Source organism: Clavibacter davisi (assembly GCF_052751415.1).
The window spans coordinates 285,974-305,670 of the sequence record NZ_CP199882.1; the positions used below are offsets into that span (position 1 = coordinate 285,974).

Sequence of the window (19,697 nt, forward strand, 5' to 3'; positions counted from 1 at the left end):
GCGGGTGCGGGTGGGTGGTCGTGCGGATGCTCGTGCGCGCGGGTCGGCGGTCGGGAGGAGCGTAGCCCTTGTTGAGAACGATCCGCGATAAGAGCGGTATCGGATGGGGAGGGACGCGTCACCCGGCGGGCGGATCCGCGCGCCGCGGGACGAACGCGGCCAGCGGCAGGGAGGCGTCGGCCGCGGCGGGCAGGCGCACGAGGTCCATGCCGGCCTCGCGGGCGAGCTCCTCGAGGCCCACCGGATCCCACGAGTAGGCGTCGTGGACCTCGCGCGCGCGACCGCCCGGCTCGATGCTCCGCCAGCGCGTGCGCAGGGCGAGCAGGCCGTCGGGCGCGGGATCCGACCGGAACCACCACTCGATCTCGTCGTCGCCCACGCGCGTGCGGGCGAGCCGCGACTCGGGCACGCGCGCCCCGGCCTCGAGGCCCATCGTCTCGACGACGACGACCCCGTCCGGGAGGAGCCGCGCGGCGATGCGCTCGAAGAGCCGGGCGCGCTGCCCGCGGTCGAGGTGGCCGAGCACGCCGCAGAGCAGCACCGCGGCGAGGCGGTCGGGCAGCTCGAGCTCGGGGGCGGATCCGGCGGTGACGGTCACGCGCTCCTGCAGGCCCGGGGCGTCGAGGATCCGCGCGGTCAGCACGGCCCGCAGCGGCTCGGACGGCTCGGCGGCCACCACGCGCGCCTCGGGATGGGCGCGCGCGACGGCCCGGATCACGACCCCCGTCCCCGCGCCGATGTCGAGCACGGGTGCCCGTGACAGGTCGCGGCCCTCGAGCAGGCGGCAGACGGCCGCGGCGGTGAGCTCCGCGTGCGCGGCGGCGGCGAGGTCGAAGAGCTCGGCGGCGGGGCCGTAGGGGTCGGCGGGTGCTGGATCGGCGGGGCCCGGTTCGGCGGCGAAGCCGGAGGCGTCGCGGCTGCCCGCCCGGCCTGCCGAAGCCGCGTCCGCCGCCGGCAGGATCGCCTCCGCCGTCACCCGCGGCGGCTCGCCCGGGCGGATGCTCCGCGGCGGGCCGAGGCGGCGCGTGAGGTCCACCCAGGCGCGCGCCATGGTGATGTCCGCCTGCGCCGCGCGGAGGGCGTCGCCGTCGCCCGCGCGGATCTCCGCCACGAGCAGCCCGAGCGCGTGCGCGACCGCCTCCGGCCAGACGTCGTCGAAGAGGTCGCCGGCGGTCGGGGCGGGCTCGTCCGGCCAGGAGGCGAGCCGCGGCAGGGAGCGCCGGGCGGGATCCCCGTCGAGGTCGAGCCGGCCGGCCGCGTCGCGCCGGGTGAACAGGGCCGGGCTCCAGGTGACGGGCCCGTGCACGTCCGCCAGCGTCAGCACCCCGGCCTCCGAGGCGAGCGCGATCCGCGGCCAGAGCAGCGCGTGGTTGTCGCGATCGGCGGGGTGCAGCTCGTCGTGGATCCGCAGCGAGAGCGGCACGCCGCCGACCACGCCCTCGATCGCGGTGAGCGGCGACGGCCGGGCCTCCAGCGCGGTCAGCTCGCGCGGGCGCTCGACCGGATCCGCGAACGCCCACGGCCGGAGCCCGCCGACCGCCAGGCCGAGGACGTCGACCAGCGGCTGCAGCAGGTGCACGGGGCCGGCGGCGTCCACGTGCACGATCGGGCTCCGCGCGCGCAGCCGGGCGGCCGACGCGAGGAAGCCGCGCGTCGCGCGCACGTGCCGGTAGTGGGTCGTGAGGCGGTAGCGCACGCCGGCCTTCCGGGCCGCGCGGGCGGCGGCGGTGATCTCGTCGGGGTGCGCCGGGTGCTCCTGCAGCACGTGGATCCCGCGGGCGAGGAGCGCGAGCACCAGGTCGGTCCCGGGCCCGCCCTGCACGGCGGATCCGACGGCGACCGAGGCCACGTCGACGTCGGCGGGCAGATCGGCGACGTCGGTGTAGAGCGGCACGCCGTGCGCCGCCGCGAGGGCGCGGGACGCCTCGCCGCCGCGGGCGAGGATCCCGGCGAGCCGGAGCCCGGGCACGGCCCCGACGGCACGGAGGTGGATGCGGCCGAAGCCCGTGCCGCACACGACGATCCGCAGCGGGCGGTCGTCGGCGCCGCCCGTCACAGGTCCTCCTCCACCATCTCGCCCGCGTCGCCGGCGTCGTCGATGCGGGTGACGGTGCTCGCGCCCGACGCGGCGACGAGGTCGAGGACGCGCTGCGGATCCAGCACGTCGTGCGCGAACCCGACGCCCGGCGGCACGGCACCCGCGCGGATCTCCCGCACGGTGATGGCCGCGAGGTGGCCCGCGAGCACGTAGCTGTCGTCGCTGTGCAGCACGATCACCCGCTCGACCGGCGTGCCGTCGACCGCGGTGCCGCGCACGGAGACGGCCAGCACGTGGAAGGGCCGGGTGCCGAGCAGGTCGAGGTCGCCCGCGCGGATGAGCGCGTCGGCGGCGGCCGCCGCGCCGTCCGCGCCCGCGAGCAGCGCGGGCAGGCGGTTGAGGGCGTCGCGCACGGCGGGGCCCGGGTGCACGTTCCACCACGCGGCCTCCGCGAAGCCGCGCCCGCGCGCGATCCGCTCGGTCTCGGCGGAGAGGTACGGCTGCAGCGCGACCCGGCCCGGGAAGAAGGGCGCCGTCGCGTCCTCCTCGGCGCGGAGCGCGCGCTCGACCCGCCGGCCGCCGGACCAGGCGGCGAGCGGCGTGCCGTACGCGGTGGATCCGGGCCCGCCGGCCGCGAGCGACAGCGGCACGTCGAGCGCGACCCCCGGCGAGCACGCCTCGATGCCGCCCACCCAGCCGCGCAGCCGCAGCGGACCGCGCAGACCTTCGGCGGCGAGCCGCGGCAGGAGGCCGGAGAGGCCCGGGACCACGCCCGTCGACACGACCGCCCGGCGGCCGTCGCGGACGGCGGCGTCGGCGAGGCCGCGCGCGACGAGGCCCGCGCGCACGGGCTCCTCCCCGCAGACGTCCACGTAGTCGGCGCCCGCCTCGAGCGCGGCGGCCGCGATCCGGTCGCCGAACGCGAAGGCAGGGGCGGCGCAGTGCACCACCACGTCGGCCCCGCGGCAGAAGCGGGCGAGCGCGTGGTCGTCCATCAGGTCGACGGTCACGGCCTCGACCGCGCCGCCCGCCTCCTCGGCGAGCGCGCGCAGCGGCGCGGCGCGGCGTCCGCCGAGCCGGAGCGGCTCCTCGGACAGGGCGCGGAGGGCGAGCACCGCGGGCCGCCCCACGGCGCCGGATGCCCCGATCACCGCGATCACGCGAACACCGCCCGGCGCGTGAGGCGCGGGAGGGCCGACGGCACCGCGATCACGCGATCACCGCCCCGCCCGTGACGCGCGTGAGGATCGAGAGCACGCGCGGCGCGTGCTCCACCGACAGGCAGTCGTAGTGGTCGCCCGGGATGTCGACGATGTCGAGCTCGCCGAGCGCGAGCTCCTCCCAGTAGTCGGTGACCGCCTCCCTGCTGCCCGGGAACGGGTACGCGCCGCTGTGCCGGAGGAACGTGATGTCGCCCGCGTACGGATCCGGCCGGTAGCGCGTGATGGCGAACACGCTCTGCCGGAAGGTGCGGAAGAAGCGCGTCATCTGCTCCGGCGTGTAGCTGCCGGACGCCGGCGGCACGACCTCGCACATCCGCGCGATGCGGGCCCGGCGCGGGATGCGCGACAGCTCCAGGAAGGCCCGGCCGATGTCGGCGAACTCCCCGTCGAGCGACGCGTAGCCGTCCACGGGCATGACGCCGGGGGTCTTCTCGAGGATGCGCGCGCCCGCCGCGGCGATGCGCCACGGGTCGGCGGGGAAGCCGAGGTCGACGGGGTCGATGCCGATCATCATCGCGAAGGAGTACTCGGACACCATCTCGTCGTCGAGCCGGAACGCGGGGCTGTGGCTGCTGATCGCGGTGAACGACGCCACGTCGGCGCCGGCCTCCGTGAGCGCGCGCGCCACCTCGGTGGCGACCAGGCCGCCGAGGCAGTAGCCGACGACGTGGAAGGTGCGGATCCCGGTGGCGAGGAGCTCGCGGGCGTACTCCGCGGCGATCCGGTCGATGAGCCCGTGCGGGTCGGCGTCGAGGAAGGCGTCGAGGTCGGGGACCTCCACGCCGTACAGCGAGCCGGTGCCGCGGGACCGGCGGCGGATCTCGGTCATGAGCGCGCGGTACGGCATGATCGTGCCGATCCCGGCGTGGACGAGCACGGTGGCGGGCCCCTGGCCGGATCCGGAGAGCAGGCTCACGGCCGGCGTCGCGGGGGCGTCCCGCTCGCCCGCGGCGCCCTGCCCGGCCTGGCGCACGTAGCCGGCGAGCCCGGCGATCGTGGGCCGGCGGAGCATGTGGCGGAGCACCACGTCCCACTCGAGGTCGACGACCTCGGGGAGCTGCTCGCGCATCCGCCCGACGAGGCGCGCCACGAGGAGCGAGTCGCCGCCGAGCGCGAAGAAGTCGTCGTCGCGGCCGATGCCGGGGCGGCCGAGCAGCTCCGCCCACAGCTCCTGGAGGCGGCGCTCGACGTCGTCGCGGGGCGCGTCGGATCCGGCGGCGACCGCGGCGGCCGGTGCCTGGTCCTCGGCGAGCCGGGCGAGGGCCGCCCGGTCGACCTTGCCGTTCGCGGTGACCGGCAGCGCGTCGAGCACCTGCCAGCGGCGCGGCACCATGTACTCCGGCAGCCGGTCCGCGGCGTGGCGGCGGAGCGACGCGGCCCGCAGCGGCGCGCGGTCGGCCTTCACCTGCGCGAGCAGGAGGTGCTGGCCGAGGCCGGAGAGCGGATCCTCGTCGGCGGGCACCTGCTGGATCCCGCGGGCGCCGAGGTCGCCGAGCATCGTCCGCCACTCGGCGGCCTCGAAGAGCAGCGCGTCGCCGGCGAGCCGGGCGTCGGCCGGGCCGCCGGCTCGCACCTCCATGAAGTCGGTGGCGATCATGAGCGGCGGGTTGTCCTCGCGCGTGCTCTCGATCACGGCGAGGTGGCCGTGCGGGGCGAGGAGCCCCTGCAGCCGCCGGAGCGCGGCGGGCACGTCGGGCACGCCGTGCAGGCCGTTGGAGCAGATCACGACGTCGTAGGAGTTCGGACGCTGGCCCTGCGGCAGGGGGTCGGCCGCCGGGTCGAAGGCCTGGAACCGCACGCCGGGCCGGTCGGGGTGGCGCTCGCGCGCCTCGCCGACGTGGAACATCGAGGGGTCGGTGAAGACGTACTCGACGGCGCGGCCCGCGAGGGCGGGGATCAGCTGGTCGGCCGCGCCGCCCACGCCGCCGCGCACCTCGAGGATCCGCAGCGGCTCGTCCGGCCCGTGGCCGCGGGCGTCGTGCCGGTCGGCGAGCGCGACGACCGCGGCTGTCAGCGCCGCGGTGAGCAGCCGCACGCCGAGGTTGTCGCGGTAGGCCGCGCCGATCGCGTCGCTCGGGGCGCCCGGGTAGAGCAGCTCCGCGATGTCGAGGTCGCCGCGCACGAGGTCCCCCAGCGCGAGGCTCGACGCCTGCACGTGCCGGAGCAGCTCGGCGCTCCAGCCGATCTCCCGCTCGGCCTCCTCCACCCGGGCCCAGGCGCGGGCGACCCGCTCCTTATCCGCGGAGAGCGCGCCGCGGTGACGCCCGTCGTCGTCGCGCTCGATGCGCCCGCGTCGCGCGAGCGCGCGCAGCCAGCGGCGCACCACGACGCGGTGGGCGTCGCTCGCGCCGAGGAGGCCGGCGACCTCGTCGTCCGTGAGGGGGATCGCCGGGTCCACGAGCGCGCCGGCCGCCGCGAGCGTGCGCTCGATCACCCGGAGCGCGTGCTCGTCGAAGCCGGCGAGGAAGGCGCCGAGGGCGTCGGTGTCCACATCGGCCGCGGCGACCGCGAGGGCGGCGCGCGCGGCGCCGGCGGGGGCGTCGTCGTCGGGCGCCTCCGTCGGCGCGATCCGCTCGGGCTGCACGATCCCGACGAGGTGGCGGCCCGCGGCCCCCTCGGCCACCTGCACGGCGCAGTCGGCGACGCCCGGCTGGGCGAGCACCGCCGCCTGGATCTCCGCCAGCTCGATGCGGTAGCCGCGGATCTTCACCTGCGCGTCCTCCCGCCCGAGGAGCTCGATGCTCCCGTCGGGGAGGTAGCGGCCGATGTCGCCCGTGCGGTACTCGCGGTCGCCCGTGGCGGGATCCACGCCGAAGCGCTCCCGCGTGCGCTCCGCGTCGCCGAGGTAGCCGAGCGCCACGCCCGCGCCGCGGATGAGGATCTCGCCGGGCACGCCCTCGGGCCGGTCGCGCCCGTGGTGGTCGACGACGGCCAGGCGCTGGCCGCGGAGGGGCGTGCCGTACGGGATGCTCGGCAGCAGCCGGTCGACCTCGTCGATCACGTGGTGCACCGACCAGATGGCGGCCTCGGTCGCGCCGCCGAGGCTCACGACCGTGAGCTCCGGGTGGCCGGCGCGCATGGCGTCGGGCAGGGTCACGGGGATCCAGTCGCCCGAGAGCAGCGCGAGCCGCAGCGTGCTCGGGGCGTCCCCCGCCGCCGCGCCGCCGGTGGCCGCGACCGCGTCGCGGTAGTCCTGGAGCATGCGCGCCTGCGCGGGCACGGAGTTCCAGAGCGTGACGCGGTGGCGGGCGATGAGCGCCGCCCAGTGCGACGGGTCGTCGCGCCGGCGCGGGTCGGGCAGCACCAGCGCGCCGCCGGCGCCGAGCACGCCGAGCACGTCGAAGACCGACAGGTCGAAGCCGAGCCCGGCGAGCGCGAGCACGCGGTCGTCGGGGCCGACGCCGAAGCGCTCGCGGATGTCGACGAGCGTGTTGTGGGCAGCGTGGTGGGAGAGGATCGCGCCCTTGGGGGTGCCCGTGGATCCGGACGTGTAGATGACGTAGGCGGGGTCGCCCGGGTCGACGCCGTCGCGCCCGGCGGCGGCGGCCGGCCGGGTGGCGGCGGGCTCGAGCGCGTCGACCGCGATCCGCTCGATCCCTGTGGGCCAGTCCTCGGGCGCGCCGACGAGGGCCTGCTGGGTGAGCACCTGCCGGATGCCGGCGTCCGCGAGCACGGTGTCGCGGCGGATCCGGGGCTGGGCCACGTCCACGGGCACGTAGGCGCCGCCCGCGAGGAGCACGCCGACGACGGCGACGACCTGCTCCCAGCCGCGCGCGGCCACGATCGCCACGCGGTCGCCCCGGCGGTGCCCGGTGGAGCGGAGCCGCGCGGCGACGGCGGCCGCGCGGCGCACGAGCTCGTCGTGGGTCAGCGTGCGGTCGGGCGCGATGACCGCGGGCGCGTCGGGCCGGGCCTCCGCGGCAGTGAGCAGCGGCTCGTGCACGAGCGCGGGGGCGACCGGATCCCCGGTGTCGCCCACCCGGATCCGCCGCGCGCGCTGGTCGGCGGGCAGGTCGACCGCGACCGGCCGGTCCCAGGCGGCCGGGTCGTCGGCGAGGGCGCGCACGGCCTCGATGAAGGCGCCGAACGCGGCGTCGGCCACGCCGTCCGCGAGCACGCCCTCCCGCACGTCCCAGCTGAGCTGGAGGCCGTCGGGCACGCGGAGAGCCTGGCAGTCGATCCACACCTGAGGCGTGCGCGTGACGGCCGCGGTGATCCGCCCGCCGTCGCCCGTGGGCGCGTTCGCGGCGTCGCCGGCCAGGGCGCTCGTGAAGACCACGGGCGCGAGCGCCACGTCGCGCGTGTCGCCGCCGCGTCGCCGGGTGAGCTCGGCGAGCAGTTCGGTGCCGCCGCAGAGCGGGTGGGCGAGGTCCTCCAGCAGGCGGGCGGAGAGCGCCCGCATCCGCTCGACGGCGGGCAGGTCCTCCGTGAGGTCGACCTCGAGCAGCTCGACGGACGTGAAGTCGCCCACCACGTGCTCGGCGCCGGCCGCGAGACCGCCGCGCTCGGAGACGGGCAGGTTGAGGACGAAGCGCGCGCCGCGGCTCCACCGGCCGATCGTCTCGGCGTAGGCCGCGAGCAGGACGCCCGTGGGGGTCACGCCGGCGTCGGCGGCGGCACGGTCGAGGCGCCGGGCGGCGGCGGGGTCGAGCACGGCCGACAGGCGGCGGAACCGGGCGGGGGCGGCCATCGGGTCGTGGTCCGCGAGCGGCAGCTCCGGCGCGGGCGGCAGGTCGTCGAGGCGGCGCCACCAGTAGGAGCGGTCGCGCTCGTACGCGGCCGACGCCGTGAGCGCGCGGCGGGCCAGCACGCAGTCGCGGAAGCCGGGCCCGTCGGGCGAATCGGGCAGCTCGGCGGCCGGATCCTCGACGAGCGTGCGCAGCTGGTCGAGCACGAGCTGGAGGCTGGCGTGGTCGATCACGAGCAGGTCGACGGCCAGGTGCAGGCGCACGGCATCGTCGGCGCGGGTCACGACGGCGCGCACGCGCGGCCAGCCGGGGTCGCCGCCCGTGCCCTGCGCGAGCTCGGCGCGCACGGCGTCGAGGCGGTGCCCGACGGACGCGGATCCGAGGCCGCGCAGGTCGTCGACCGGCACCTCGACGGGGCCGGGGTCGGCGAGCACGCGCTGCGAGCCGTCGGGGTGGATCTCGGCGCGGAGCATGCCGTGGTGCGCGACCAGGCGGATCCACGCGTCGACGATGCGCGCGGCATCCGTCGACGCCGGCCACGACAGGTCGAGGTCGGCCGTGCAGGCGACGCCGCCGTAGGGGTACGCGTCGGTGCGGCCGAGGAGGTAGGCGGTCTGCACGGGGGTGAGCGGGAACGGGTCGTGCGCGGCGGCCGGGTCGGCGCGGGGGGCCGCCTCGCCGGGGCCGGCATCGTCCGCGCCCGTCGCGGCCCGCCGGTCGAGGATCGCGAGCACGTCGTCGCGGTGCCGGCGGATGAGCTCGCGCCGGTCGTCGTCGATCACGCCGCGCGGGCCGCGGAACCGGATCCGCCCGTCCTCCGCCCAGAGCCGGACGCCGCGGGCGTTGAGGTCGTCGATGAGCTGTTCAGCGTTCACAGGTCTCCGCTTTCGAAGAGGTCGGTGCCGGCCGGGGCCGGCGTGCGGGCGGGTGCGTCCGCGGGGGCGGATGCGGGGGTGGTGGTCGCGGGGGTGGTGGTCGCGGGTGCGACGCGCAGGCGGTCGATGCAGGCGGCGTACGCCCGCACGGTCGGCTCCTCGAGGAAGCGGCGCACGCCCGCGTCGACGCCGAAGCGGCGCTGGGCCGCGGTCACGAGCCGGAGCATGGCGAGGCTGTCGCCGCCCGCGGCGAAGAAGCCGGCGTCGGGGGCGGGCGGGGTGCCGAGGATCCCGGACCAGAGCTCGGCGAGGGCGGCCTCGGTGGGGGTGGCGGGCGTGGCGGGGCGCGCGGCGGCGTCGGCGTCGGTGCTGGTCGCGGCGTCGGGCCGCGCCGGATCGGCCTCGGCGTCCGCATCCGCGAGCGCACGCCCGAGCGCCCGGACGTCCACCTTCCCGTTGGCGGTGAGCGGCCACGCGTCCACGAGGTGGACGCGGCGCGGCATCGCGTACGCGGGGAGCCGGTCGGCGGCCGTCGCGGTCGCCGCGGCGAGCACGGCGGCCGCGTCGTGCCCGTCGTCCGGCTCGATCGCCACGTGCAGGTGCCGCCGACCGGCCGTCCCGTCGACCACGAGCGCGATCGCGCGCCGCACCCCGGGCGCGGCCGCGTGGGCGGCCTCGATCTCGCCGAGCTCCATCCGGTGCCCGCCGAGCTTCACCTGGCGGTCCGCGCGGCCGAGGAACTCGAGGATCCCGCCGGGCCGGTACCTGCCGGTGTCGCCCGTGCGGTACCAGCGCCCGCCGTCGATCTCGACGAACGCGGCGGATGTGCGCGCGGGGTCGCCGCGGTAGCCGCGGGCGAGGCCGCGACCGCCGATGACGAGCTCGCCGGGCACCCAGTCGGGGCAGTCCCGGCCGGACGCGTCGAGCACGCGGAACGCCTGGTCGGGCAGCGGCCGGCCGTAGGGCGCGGACCGCCAGCCGTCGAGCGGCCCGTCCACCTCCCACGCGTTCGACCAGATGGCGGCCTCGGTGGCGCCGCCCAGGGCGACGAGGCGCGTGTCGGGCCCGGCCGCGCGGATCAGGCGCCCGTGCAGGTCGGTGCCCACGCGGTCGCCGGAGACGAGCGCCGCCCGGAGCGTACCGAGCAGGCCGGGCCGGTCGTCGGCCGCGACGAGGAGCATGTCGAGCAGCATCGGCACCGTGTCCCACAGCGTGACCCCGTGCTCGTGCACCAGGTCGAGCCACCGCGGGGCGTCGCGCTCCTCGCCCTCCTCGGGGATCACGAGCGCGCCGCCCGCGCCGAGCACGCCGAGCACGTCGAAGACGGAGAGGTCGAAGTCGAGGGCGGAGAGGGCGAGGATCCGGTCGGCCGGGCCCATGTCGAGCATCCGGCCCACCGCGTCGACCGTGGACCACGCCGCGTCGTGCGCGATCTCCACCCCCTTGGGCTCGCCCGTGGAGCCGGAGGTGTGGATGACGTACGCGAGCGCGGACACGGGGGGCCGCACCGGCGCGGCGAGCGGCTCCTCCGCGGCCGCGTCGGCCGGGCGGAGGAGGGCGGGAGCGTCGGGGGCGTCGCCGCCCGCCGCGGCCGGGTCGTCGGCGATGACCAGCCGGATGCCCGCCGCGCGGTGGATCGCCCGCCGCCGGGCGGGAGGCTGGCCGACGCCGATGGGCGCGTACGCGGCACCCGCGCTGAGGACGCCGAGGACGGCCGCCGCCTGGTCCGCGCCGCGCGGCAGCGTGATGCCGACGAGGTCGCCCGGCCCGAGGCCGCGCCGCTGGAGCGCGCCGGCGATCCGGAGGGCGCGGTCGGCGAGCTGCCCGTGCGTCACGACGCGTGCCGACGCGCCCGTGCCCGTGATGAGCGCGGGCGCGTCGGGCGCCCGGAGCGCGGCCTCGTGCACGCCGTCGTGCAGGAGCCGGCCCGGTCGGGGGGCCGCGGGCGCCGCGGCGCGGGCGCGCGCCTGGTCGGCGGGCGGATCCGCGGGGAGCGGCGCGTCCCAGTCGGCCGTGGCGAGGTGCTCGAGCGTGGCCACGTAGGCGGCGACGAGGGCCTCGACGAGGCCGGGCGGGAACGCGTCGTCGCGGGCGTCCGCGTCGATCCGCAGCCCGCCGTGGTCCTCCAGCACCTGCACGTCGAGGAGCACCTGCGGGGACTGGGACACGCCGTGGATCCGCTCGCCGAACGACCCCGACACGTCCGCCGAGACGCCGTGGCCGATGCCGGCGCTGCCGCCGTCGCCGACCCCGATCGCGCTCGTGAACACGACGGGCACCGGCGCCACGGCCGTGCCCTGGAGGCGCGCCCGCTCCCGGAGGATCCACGACGCGGGCGCCTCGCGGTGGTCGAGGTCGCCGGCGAGGCGCTCCTGGAGCCCGCGCGCGGCCTCGGCCGCGGAGTCCGCGGCGCGGTGGTCGAGCAGGGTCAGCCCGGTGAAGTCGCCGACGAGGCGCGGCATGTCGGGATGCACGTCGCGCCGGTCGAAGAGCGTGAGCGTCATGGTGAGGTCGCGCTGCCCGGTCCAGCGGGAGAGCACGTGGCCGTACGCGGTCGCGAGCATGCTCGTGGGCGTGAGCCCGGCCGCCCGGCAGCGGTCGCGGAAGGCGGTCCACCACGTGGCGTCGAAGCGGTGCGCGCGGCGCGTGAAGCGCGGGGCCGGATCCGCGGTGGCGAGCGGCAGCCGCGGGGCGTCGGGCATGTCGGCGAGCCGTGCGCGCCAGTGCTCCTCGTCGGCGCGCAGCCGCTCCGGATCCGGCCGGGTCTGGAGCACGCAGTCGCGGAAGGTCAGCTCGGCGGGGGCGGGCGGGAGCGGCTGCCCGCGCACGAGGAGGTCGAGCTCCGTGTACAGGATCATGATCGACAGCGCGTCGACGACGGCGTAGTCGAGGCCGATCCCGATGCGCGTGCGGGTGCCGCCCCGGCCATCCGGGTAGCGCACGGCGTCGAGGTCGAAGAGCGGCCAGACGGCGAGGTCGTGGCGGCGGTGCGACGTGCGCTCCCGGAACGCGGCGAGCTCGCGGGTCACGGCATCCGGATCCGCGTCGGCCGGCACCTCGCGCACGTCGACGTGCACGGGCGGCACCTCCTCGAGCACGCGCTGGGTGCCGTCGGGGTGGATGACCGTGCGGAGCGTGGGGTGGCGGCGCACGAGCTCGTCGAACGCGGCGGCGAGGCGTTCGAGGTCCTGGCCCCGGCCGTCGAACTCGGTGTGGTGGTACGTGCCCACCCCGCCGAGCGGGATGCGGGGGTCGCGGCCCACGGCGTACGCGCGCTGCACGTCGGTGAGCGGGAACGGGTCGTGGGCGTGCGCGGGGTCCGGCACGATGCGGGCGCGCGCGTCCGCGGGCTCCGGTTCCGTGAGGTGCAGCGTCGCCGCGAAGTCGGCCAGCACCGGGTGCCGGAAGAGCGCGGCCACGCTCGCGTCCGTCGCGCCCGCGGCGCGGAGGGCGGCGACGCTGCGGGTCGCCTGGAGGGAGTCGCCGCCCGCGGCGAAGAAGGAGTCCGCGCGTCCGCACGGGGCCCCGAGCAGACCGGTCCAGACGCGCGCGACGAGCCGCTCCTCCGGCGTCAGCGGGGCGTCGTCCACGCGCGGCGCGGGGGCCGGCCGCTCGGCGAGCTCGGCGGTGATGCGCGCCCGGTCGACCTTCCCGTTGGCCGTGAGCGGCAGCGCGTCCCGCACGACCACGCGCGCGCACGCCATGGACGGCGGGAGCAGGGCGCCCGCGTGGGCCGCGACCTCGTCGGGGACGACGACCGCGCCGGGCTCGGGCACCACCATCGCGGCGAGCGCGCCCTGGACCGCGACGACGACGGCGCGCTGCACGCCCGGGGCCGAGGCGAGCGCCGCCTCCACCTCGCCGGGCTCCACGCGGTGCCCGCGGATCTTCAGCTGGTGGTCCGCGCGGCCGAGGAACTCGAGCACCGGCCGCCCCGACGCGTCGCGGCGGTATGCGGCCCGGTCGCCCGAGCGGTACCAGCGCTCGCCGTCGATCGTCGGGAAGCGGGCGGCGGTGAGCTCGGCATCGCCGCGGTAGCCCGAGGCCAGCGCGTGCCCGCCCACGAGCAGCTCGCCGGGCACGCCGTCGGGGCGGTCGCGGCCGCGCTCGTCGACGACCCGCAGGCGCACGCCGGGCAGCGGGTCGCCCCAGGGGAGGCCGCGCGCGGACGACGCCGGATCCGCGGCGTCGCCGGCGCGCGACTCGTGCACGGTGGAGTGGATGGTCGCCTCGGTCATCCCGCCGAGCGCGACGAGGCGCGCGGCGGGCGCGCACGCGGCCAGCCGGCCGGGCAGATCCGCCCCCACGACGTCGCCGCCGAGCAGTACGAGCCGGAGGGGCAGCGGCCCGTCGGCGGTCGCGGTGAGCAGCATGTCGAGGAGCGCCGGCACGGTGTTCCAGACCGTGACGCCGTGCGCCCGCACCAGCTCGCGCCAGCGCTCGGCGTCGCGGCGCTCGTGCTCGGCGGGGACGACGACGGCGGCGCCCACCGAGAGCGCCGCGAACAGGTCGTAGACGGAGAGGTCGAAGTCGAGCGCGGAGAGCGCGATGGTGCGGTCGTCGGGCCCCACGGGCGCGACGACCGCGAGGGAGCGGAGGGTGGCGACGACGGCCCGGTGCGGGACCTCCACGCCCTTCGGCCGGCCGGTGGATCCCGACGTGAAGAGCAGGTAGGCGGGGGAGTCGGGGGCCACGGCGACGGGATCCGCGAGCGGCGGAGCATCGTGGGCGGCCCCGAGCGCGAGCACGGGCGGGCCGCCCGGGCCGGCGGTCGCCGCGGAGACGGCGACCAGCTCGTCGTCGGCGAGGACGCAGGTGATGCCGCTCCCGAGGATCGCGGCGCGGCGCGCGGGCGGCTGGTCGGGTCCGACGGGCGCGTAGCAGGCGCCCGCGAGCAGCACGCCGAGCACGGCGGCGACGCGATCGGGGCCGGCCGGCGCGGTGATCGCCACGGTCGCGCCGGGGCCGACGCCCTCCGCGCGCAGCAGCCCGGCGACCCGGCGCGCGTGCTCCGCCAGCTCGCCGTACGCGACCGCGCGGCCGTCGGATCCGACGAGCGCCGTCCGCGCCGGATCCTCCGCCGCCCGCGCGAGGAACGCGGAGTGCAGGAGGGCGCCGCCGGCATCGGGCGACGGCGCCGGCCGCTCGCGCGCGAGCCGCGCCCGCACGTCGCCCGGGGCGGGGACCGCGAGCGCCGGCAGGTCCCACGCACCCGGCCGCTCGTGCACCAGGCCGTCGACGAGCCCGCGGTACGCCTGGAACGCGGCCTCCATCGCCGGCTCCTCGAGGATGTCGACCCGCACGTCCCAGTTGACGAGCAGCCCGCCCTCGAGCTCGGTGACCTGCGCGTCGAGCCACACCTGCGGGCCCTGGGAGATGATCCAGACCGGCTCCCCGAGCGCGCGGCGGATGGGCGCGTCGTACAGCTCGCCCAGCCCGATCGCGCTCGTGTACACGACCGGGGCCAGCACGGGGCTCCCGCCGTCGCGGCGCGCGAGGTCGCGGAGCACGTCGACGCCGCCGTAGCCCGCGTGCGCGACGGCCTCGCGGACGCCCTGCTGGATCCGCCGCGCGTCGTCGCGGAACGACCGCTCCTCCGAGAGGTCGACGTCGAGGAGGATCGAGGTGCTGAACTCGCCGACGAGCAGCTCCAGCCCCTCCTCGTCGCCGCGGTCGAGCACGGGGAGGTTGAGGAGGAAGCGGGCCTCGGCCGACCAGGCGGCGACGACCTCGGCGAACGCGGTCGCGAGCACGGCGGCCACCGTCAGCCCGCGGGCGCGCGCCGCGGCCTCGAGCAGGCGCAGCTCGTCCTGCCCGATGCGGTGGTGCAGCCGGCGGGAGCGCGGCTCGGCGTCGGATCCTCCCGCGTTGGCCGCCCGGTCCGCGTCGGCCCGGACCGGGAGCGCGGGGCCCGCGGGGAGGCCGGGCACGCGCTCGCGCCACCAGCGCGCGTCGGCGGAGGAGCGGGACGCCTCGGCGTGCGCCGCCCGGGCGGCCAGCTCCGCGCGCACGTCGCGGCGGATCGCGGGGAGAGGCCGCCCGGGCTCCTCCACCAGCGCGCGGAGGTCGGCGAGGAGCACCCTGAGGCTGATGGCGTCCCCCGCGAGCATGTCGAGGTCGACGTGCAGGCGGCAGTCGCTGCCGGGCAGGAGCGTCAGGTCGACGCGGAGCACCTCGCCGCGCTCGACGTCCATGCGGCGGTGCGTGCCCGCGTCGCGCATCCGCGCCAGGCGCTCCGCCACCGCGTCGGAGGCGAGGCCGCGGAGGTCGTGGACGCGCAGCCGCGCCGCGGGCGGCTCCTCGCCGGCGGGCAGCGGCTGCTGCGTGCCGTCGTCCCGGAAGCGCATCCGCAGCGACGCGTGCCGCGCGACCAGGGCGGCGAGGGCCGCGCGCAGCCGATCGGGATCCAGCTCCGCCCCGTCGAGCTCCACGTAGAAGTGCGCGGCGACGGATCCGGAGGGCTGGCCGGGCTGGCGACCGAGCCAGTACGCGTGCTGCAGCGGGGTGAGGGGGGAGGGCGCCTCGGGGTCGAGAGCGGGGGCCGCGGCGGGAGCGTCCGCATCCGCCGCATCCGCCGCGGCGCCCAGCAGGCGCTCCCACGCGCGGATCGTGGGGTCGGCCGCGAGCCGCGCGAAGTCGGCCGCGCGGCCCTCCCGGCGCCAGCGTCCGGCCAGGCGGATGAGCGCGGTCGACTCGAGCCCGAGGTCCACCAGGTCGTCGTCGAGGCCGACCTCGGCGGGGTCGAGGCGCAGGGCGCGGGCGACCTGGTCGCGCAGCAGCTCGACGGGAGGGCCGGAGGGGATCCGCTCGGTCATGTGCACGCTCCTCGGGCTCGGTCTGTTGAGAATCGTTATCATATGGCCGGTCGTCGCGTCCGTGCGGCGACCGTCCACGGCACGAGGGAGGCCCCACGCATGCACGAGCACGAGCGCGAGCACGAGGGGCGTCCCGGCGGGGAGCCCGAGGGCGGATGCGCGGCCTGGGCCGCCGGCGTGGTCGCGGACGCCCGCGCCGCCGGGCGGCAGCCGGACGTCCGGCTCGACGGCATCCTGCGGCGGAGCGCCGCCCGCGTGCCCGACCGCACGGCGCTCGTCGGCGGCGGCGGTCGCTGGACCCACGCCGAGCTCGACGCCGAGGTCGACCTCGCCGCGCGCGGGCTCGTGGCATCGGGCATCCGCCCCGGCGACCGGATCCTCGTGCAGCTCGCCGACGGCGCCGCCTTCGTCATCGTGTGGACCGCGCTCGTGCGGGCCGGCGCGGTGCCCGTGCACGCGATGCCCGCCCACCGGCTCATGGAGCTCGCCCACCTCGCGTCCGGCAGCGGCGCGCGCGGCATGGTCGTCGCGGAGCGCGTCGGCCGCGAGGACGGCCGGGTCCTCGCGGAGGGCGTGCGCGCGGCCTGCCCCGGGCTCGACCTCGTGATCGTCCATAGCCCCCGGAGCGTCGCGGGCGCGCTCACCTGGGAGGGGATCCGCGAGCGCGGTGGCGAAGACGGACGCACCGCCCCCGCGCTCGACCCCGTCGCGCCCGACGGCGTGCCCCGGCTCGCGCTCCTCCTCCACTCGGGCGGCACCACGGGCCTGCCCAAGCTGATCCCGCGCCACCACGCGGACTACTCCTACAACGCGTGGGCGGCGGCGCGCGCGGCCGGCATCGGCCCCGACTCGGTGCTGCTGGCCGTGCTGCCCGTGGCCTTCAACTTCACCCTGGCGTGCCCCGGCGTGCTCGGCGTCCTGGGGGCGGGCGGCACCGTCGTGGTCGCGCCCGATCCGGATCCCGCGACCGCCTTCGCGCTGATCGCCCGCGAGCGCGTCACCCACGTGCCGCTCACCCCCACGCTGGCGCGGGCGTGGATCGACGAGGCCGCGCACACGACGGCCGACCTCTCGAGCCTCCGCGTCGTCCAGGTCGGCGGCGCCCGGCTCGACGACGTCACGGCGCGCGCCCTCGAGCCCGCGCTCGGCGCCACGCTCCAGCAGGTCTACGGGATGGCCGAGGGGCTCATCTGCATGACCGCCCTCGACGATCCGCCCGAGCTGCGCTGGGGAACGCAGGGCCGGCCGATCTCGCCCGACGACGTGCTCCGGATCCGCGCCGCCGACGGCTCCCTCGCGCCCGACGGCGAGGCGGGCGAGCTGGAGACCCGCGGCCCGTGCACGCTCCGGCGCTACCACGCGGCACCGGACGCGGACGCGACGGCCTTCACGCCCGACGGCCTCTACCGCACGGGCGACGTCGTGCGGCTCCTCCCGTCGGGACACGTCGTGGTGACGGGCCGCGCCAAGGACCAGGTCAACCGCGGCGGCGAGAAGTACGCGGCGGCGGAGATCGAGCGCTACCTGCTGGCGCTGCCGGCCGTGCGCGCGGCGGCCGTGGTGTCGGTGCCGGATCCCGACCTGGGCGAGCGCGCCGTCGCCGTCATCGCCTGCACCGGCCCCGCGCCCGACCGCCGCGCCGTCGTCGCGCACCTCCGCGCGCTCGGGGTCGCGGCGTACAAGCACCCGGACCGGGTGGTCGTGCTGCCCGAGCTGCCCCTCACCGCCGTCGGCAAGATCGACAAGGCCCGGGTGGCGGCGCTGCTGGCCGCGGGCGACGACGGCCGCGGTGCTTGAGGCGATCCTCCCCGCCGGCGCGGTGCTGGCGGAGGAGCGGGGACCGGCGGGCCAGCACGCCCTGCACCCCGCCGAGGCCGTCGCGGTGGCCCGCGCCGTCCCGTCGCGTCGGCGCGAGTTCGCGGCGACCCGGGCCTGCGCGCGCACGGCGCTCGCGGCGCTCGCCGGGGGCGCATCCGTTGCCGCAGCCCCGGGCGCATCCCCGGGCGCATCCGCGGTCCGGGACGACGCGTCGGTCGCGATCCCGAAGGGCGTGGGCGGGGACCCGGTCTGGCCGCGCGGGGTGGTCGGCAGCCTCACGCACTGCGCGGGGTACCGGGCCGCCGTCGTCGCGGGCACGGACGCGTTCCGCACCATCGGGATCGACGCCGAGCCGCACGCGCCCCTGCCCCGGGACGCCCGGGACATCGTCGGCACCGCGGCCGAGCGCCATCCGGATCCGCCGCTCGGGCCCGGCGTGCACGCCGACTGCGTGCTCTTCAGCGCCAAGGAGTCCGTGGGCAAGGCGCACTACGCCCGCTACCGCGAATGGCTCGGCTTCCCCGACCTCCACGTGACGCTCCACCCGGGCGGCGCGTTCACGGCGCGTCGGAGCGCACCCGGCCCCATCCCGTTCCCCGCCTACCGCGGCAGCTGGCTCGTCATCGACGGCCTCGTCCTCACGTGCGCGTGGCTCGCCGTCCCCCGCATCCCGTCCGCCGTCCGCGGCGATCGTCCCGTCCCCGGCATCCCGTCCGTCCCCCGCCCCGCCTGAAGGAGTCCCCATGCCCGCAGCCCCCGTGACCCGCGCGACCGAGCTGTCGATCACCCGCGACCCGCTCGGCGCCGCCGCCGACCTCGCGCGCGCCTTCCGCCACGAGCCGCACGTCATCCTCGAGGAGGCGGGGCGGTTCTCCTGCGCGATCGGCGCGTGGGCCGAGGTCGTGGTGGACCGACGGACCGTCCGCCTGCGCGTCGTCGGCGAGGAGGACGTGGTCGTGCCCTGGCGGGAGCAGCCCCTCCGCGAGGTGGAGCGGCTGCTCGACGGCCTGGGCCCGGATCGCGGTCGCGCCTACGGCACCGCGTGCTTCGAGCTCGCGCGGGCGCACGCGGGCATGCCGGTCGCCGAGGAGGCGGGGGAGCTCCTGCACGTGATCCTGCCGCGCACGGAGGTGCTCTTCGCGGCGGGCAGCGCCACCGTGCGCTCGGGGGACGCGCGCGAGGCGGCGGAGGTGGTCCGCATCCTCCAGGCGCCCGAGCCGGCGCCGGTGCCCGAGTCGGTGCCCGCGCCCGCGGCGGAGCGGGAGCCGGAGCCGGAGCCGGAGCGCCCCGGCCTCGCCGACCCCGACGACGGGCGCGCACGCTACCTGGCGGCCGTCGCGGAGGGCATCGCGGCGATCCACGCGGGGGAGCTGCAGAAGGTCGTCCTGTCGCGTCGCGTGCCCGTCACGGGCGAGGTGGACCTGCCCGCCACCTTCGTGCGCGGACGCCGGGCCAACACGCCCGCGCGCTCCTACCTGCTCGGTCTCGGCGGCGTCGAGGCGGTGGGCTTCAGCCCCGAGATCGTCGTGGCCGTGGATGCCCGGGGCACCGTCCGCACGCAGCCGCTCGCCGGCACGCGGGCGCTCGTGGCCGACGCCGGCGAGTCGCGGCGGCTGCGCGAGGAGCTCCTGGCGGACGTCAAGGAGATCCACGAGCACGCCATCTCGGTGAAGCTCGCGGTGGAGGAGATGGCGCCCGTGTGCCGCCCGGGCAGCGTGCGCGTCGAGGAGTTCATGGTGGTGGAGGAGCGCGGATCGGTGCAGCACCTGGCCTCCCGCGTGGCGGGCGAGCTGGTCGACGGGCTCACGCCCTGGGACGCGCTGGCCGCGCTGTTCCCGGCCGTGACCGCGTCCGGCGTCCCCAAGCGCGCCGCGTTCGACCTCATCAGCCGCCTGGAGGGACGCGACCGCGGGCTCTACGCCGGTGCCGTCCTCCGCATCGACGCCGACGGCGCGCTCGACGCGTCCCTGGTGCTGCGGACGCTGTTCCGCCGCGGCGACGCGACGTGGCTGCAGGCCGGCGCGGGCGTCACGGGGTCGTCCCGTCCGGCGCGCGAGCTCGAGGAGACGCGCGAGAAGCTGGCGAGCATCGCCGACCACGTCGTGCGCGCGCACGGCGCGGCAGACGCGCACGGAGCGGCAGACGCGGCCGACGCGGCCGGTGCCGCGCGGGAGCCGGCCGACGCTCGCGCCGTCGGCGTGCGCGCTCCCCGCGGAGCCGCCGCCGCCCGGTGACGGGGC

7 protein-coding genes are annotated in these 19,697 nt (G+C 78.1%); 3 read left to right on the forward strand and 4 right to left on the reverse strand.

Going from position 1 to position 19,697, the window contains the following annotated elements; translation table 11 throughout:
* Positions 1–118 precede the first annotated feature (118 nt).
* Genes ACU4ZT_RS01445 through ACU4ZT_RS01460 form a run of 4 tightly spaced genes read right to left on the reverse strand, consistent with a single transcriptional unit; the run spans position 119 to position 15,639 of the window.
* Complete coding sequence (locus ACU4ZT_RS01445) at positions 119–2,056, reverse strand: Gfo/Idh/MocA family oxidoreductase (RefSeq protein WP_445337691.1); 1,938 nt, start codon at positions 2,054–2,056, stop codon at positions 119–121.
* On the reverse strand, positions 2,053–3,189 hold the full coding sequence (locus tag ACU4ZT_RS01450; RefSeq protein WP_445337693.1) for a saccharopine dehydrogenase NADP-binding domain-containing protein: 1,137 nt from the start codon (positions 3,187–3,189) through the stop codon (positions 2,053–2,055). The genes ACU4ZT_RS01445 and ACU4ZT_RS01450 overlap by 4 nt, the downstream gene beginning before the upstream one ends.
* Before the next feature lie 58 nt (positions 3,190–3,247).
* Positions 3,248–8,824 (reverse strand): non-ribosomal peptide synthetase, encoded by a 5,577-nt coding sequence (locus ACU4ZT_RS01455; protein ID WP_445337695.1) that lies wholly within the window; start codon positions 8,822–8,824, stop codon positions 3,248–3,250.
* On the reverse strand, positions 8,821–15,639 hold the full coding sequence (locus ACU4ZT_RS01460) for an amino acid adenylation domain-containing protein (RefSeq protein ID WP_445337697.1): 6,819 nt from the start codon (positions 15,637–15,639) through the stop codon (positions 8,821–8,823). The genes ACU4ZT_RS01455 and ACU4ZT_RS01460 overlap by 4 nt, the downstream gene beginning before the upstream one ends.
* A 99-nt stretch (positions 15,640–15,738) precedes the next feature.
* Between ACU4ZT_RS01460 and ACU4ZT_RS01465 the strand changes: the two genes are divergently transcribed.
* Genes ACU4ZT_RS01465 through ACU4ZT_RS01475 form a run of 3 tightly spaced genes read left to right on the forward strand, consistent with a single transcriptional unit; the run spans position 15,739 to position 19,691 of the window.
* Positions 15,739–17,436 (forward strand): (2,3-dihydroxybenzoyl)adenylate synthase, encoded by a 1,698-nt coding sequence (locus ACU4ZT_RS01465; RefSeq protein WP_445337699.1) that lies wholly within the window; start codon positions 15,739–15,741, stop codon positions 17,434–17,436.
* On the forward strand, positions 17,429–18,190 hold the full coding sequence (locus ACU4ZT_RS01470; protein ID WP_445337701.1) for a 4'-phosphopantetheinyl transferase family protein: 762 nt from the start codon (positions 17,429–17,431) through the stop codon (positions 18,188–18,190). The genes ACU4ZT_RS01465 and ACU4ZT_RS01470 overlap by 8 nt, the downstream gene beginning before the upstream one ends.
* 10 nt (positions 18,191–18,200) lie before the next feature.
* A complete protein-coding gene (locus ACU4ZT_RS01475) occupies positions 18,201–19,691 on the forward strand; it encodes a salicylate synthase (RefSeq protein ID WP_445337702.1) in 1,491 nt (496 codons plus the stop codon).
* Positions 19,692–19,697: the final 6 nt, after the last annotated feature.

Bases quoted from the DNA above. Each gene is read 5' to 3' on its own strand.
- ACU4ZT_RS01460 (WP_445337697.1), bottom strand. From the start codon at position 15,639: ATGACCGAGCGGATCCCCTCCGGCCCTCCCGTCGAGCTGCTGCGCGAC.
- ACU4ZT_RS01465 (WP_445337699.1), top strand. From the start codon at position 15,739: ATGCACGAGCACGAGCGCGAGCACGAGGGGCGTCCCGGCGGGGAGCCC.
- ACU4ZT_RS01475 (WP_445337702.1), top strand. From the start codon at position 18,201: ATGCCCGCAGCCCCCGTGACCCGCGCGACCGAGCTGTCGATCACCCGC.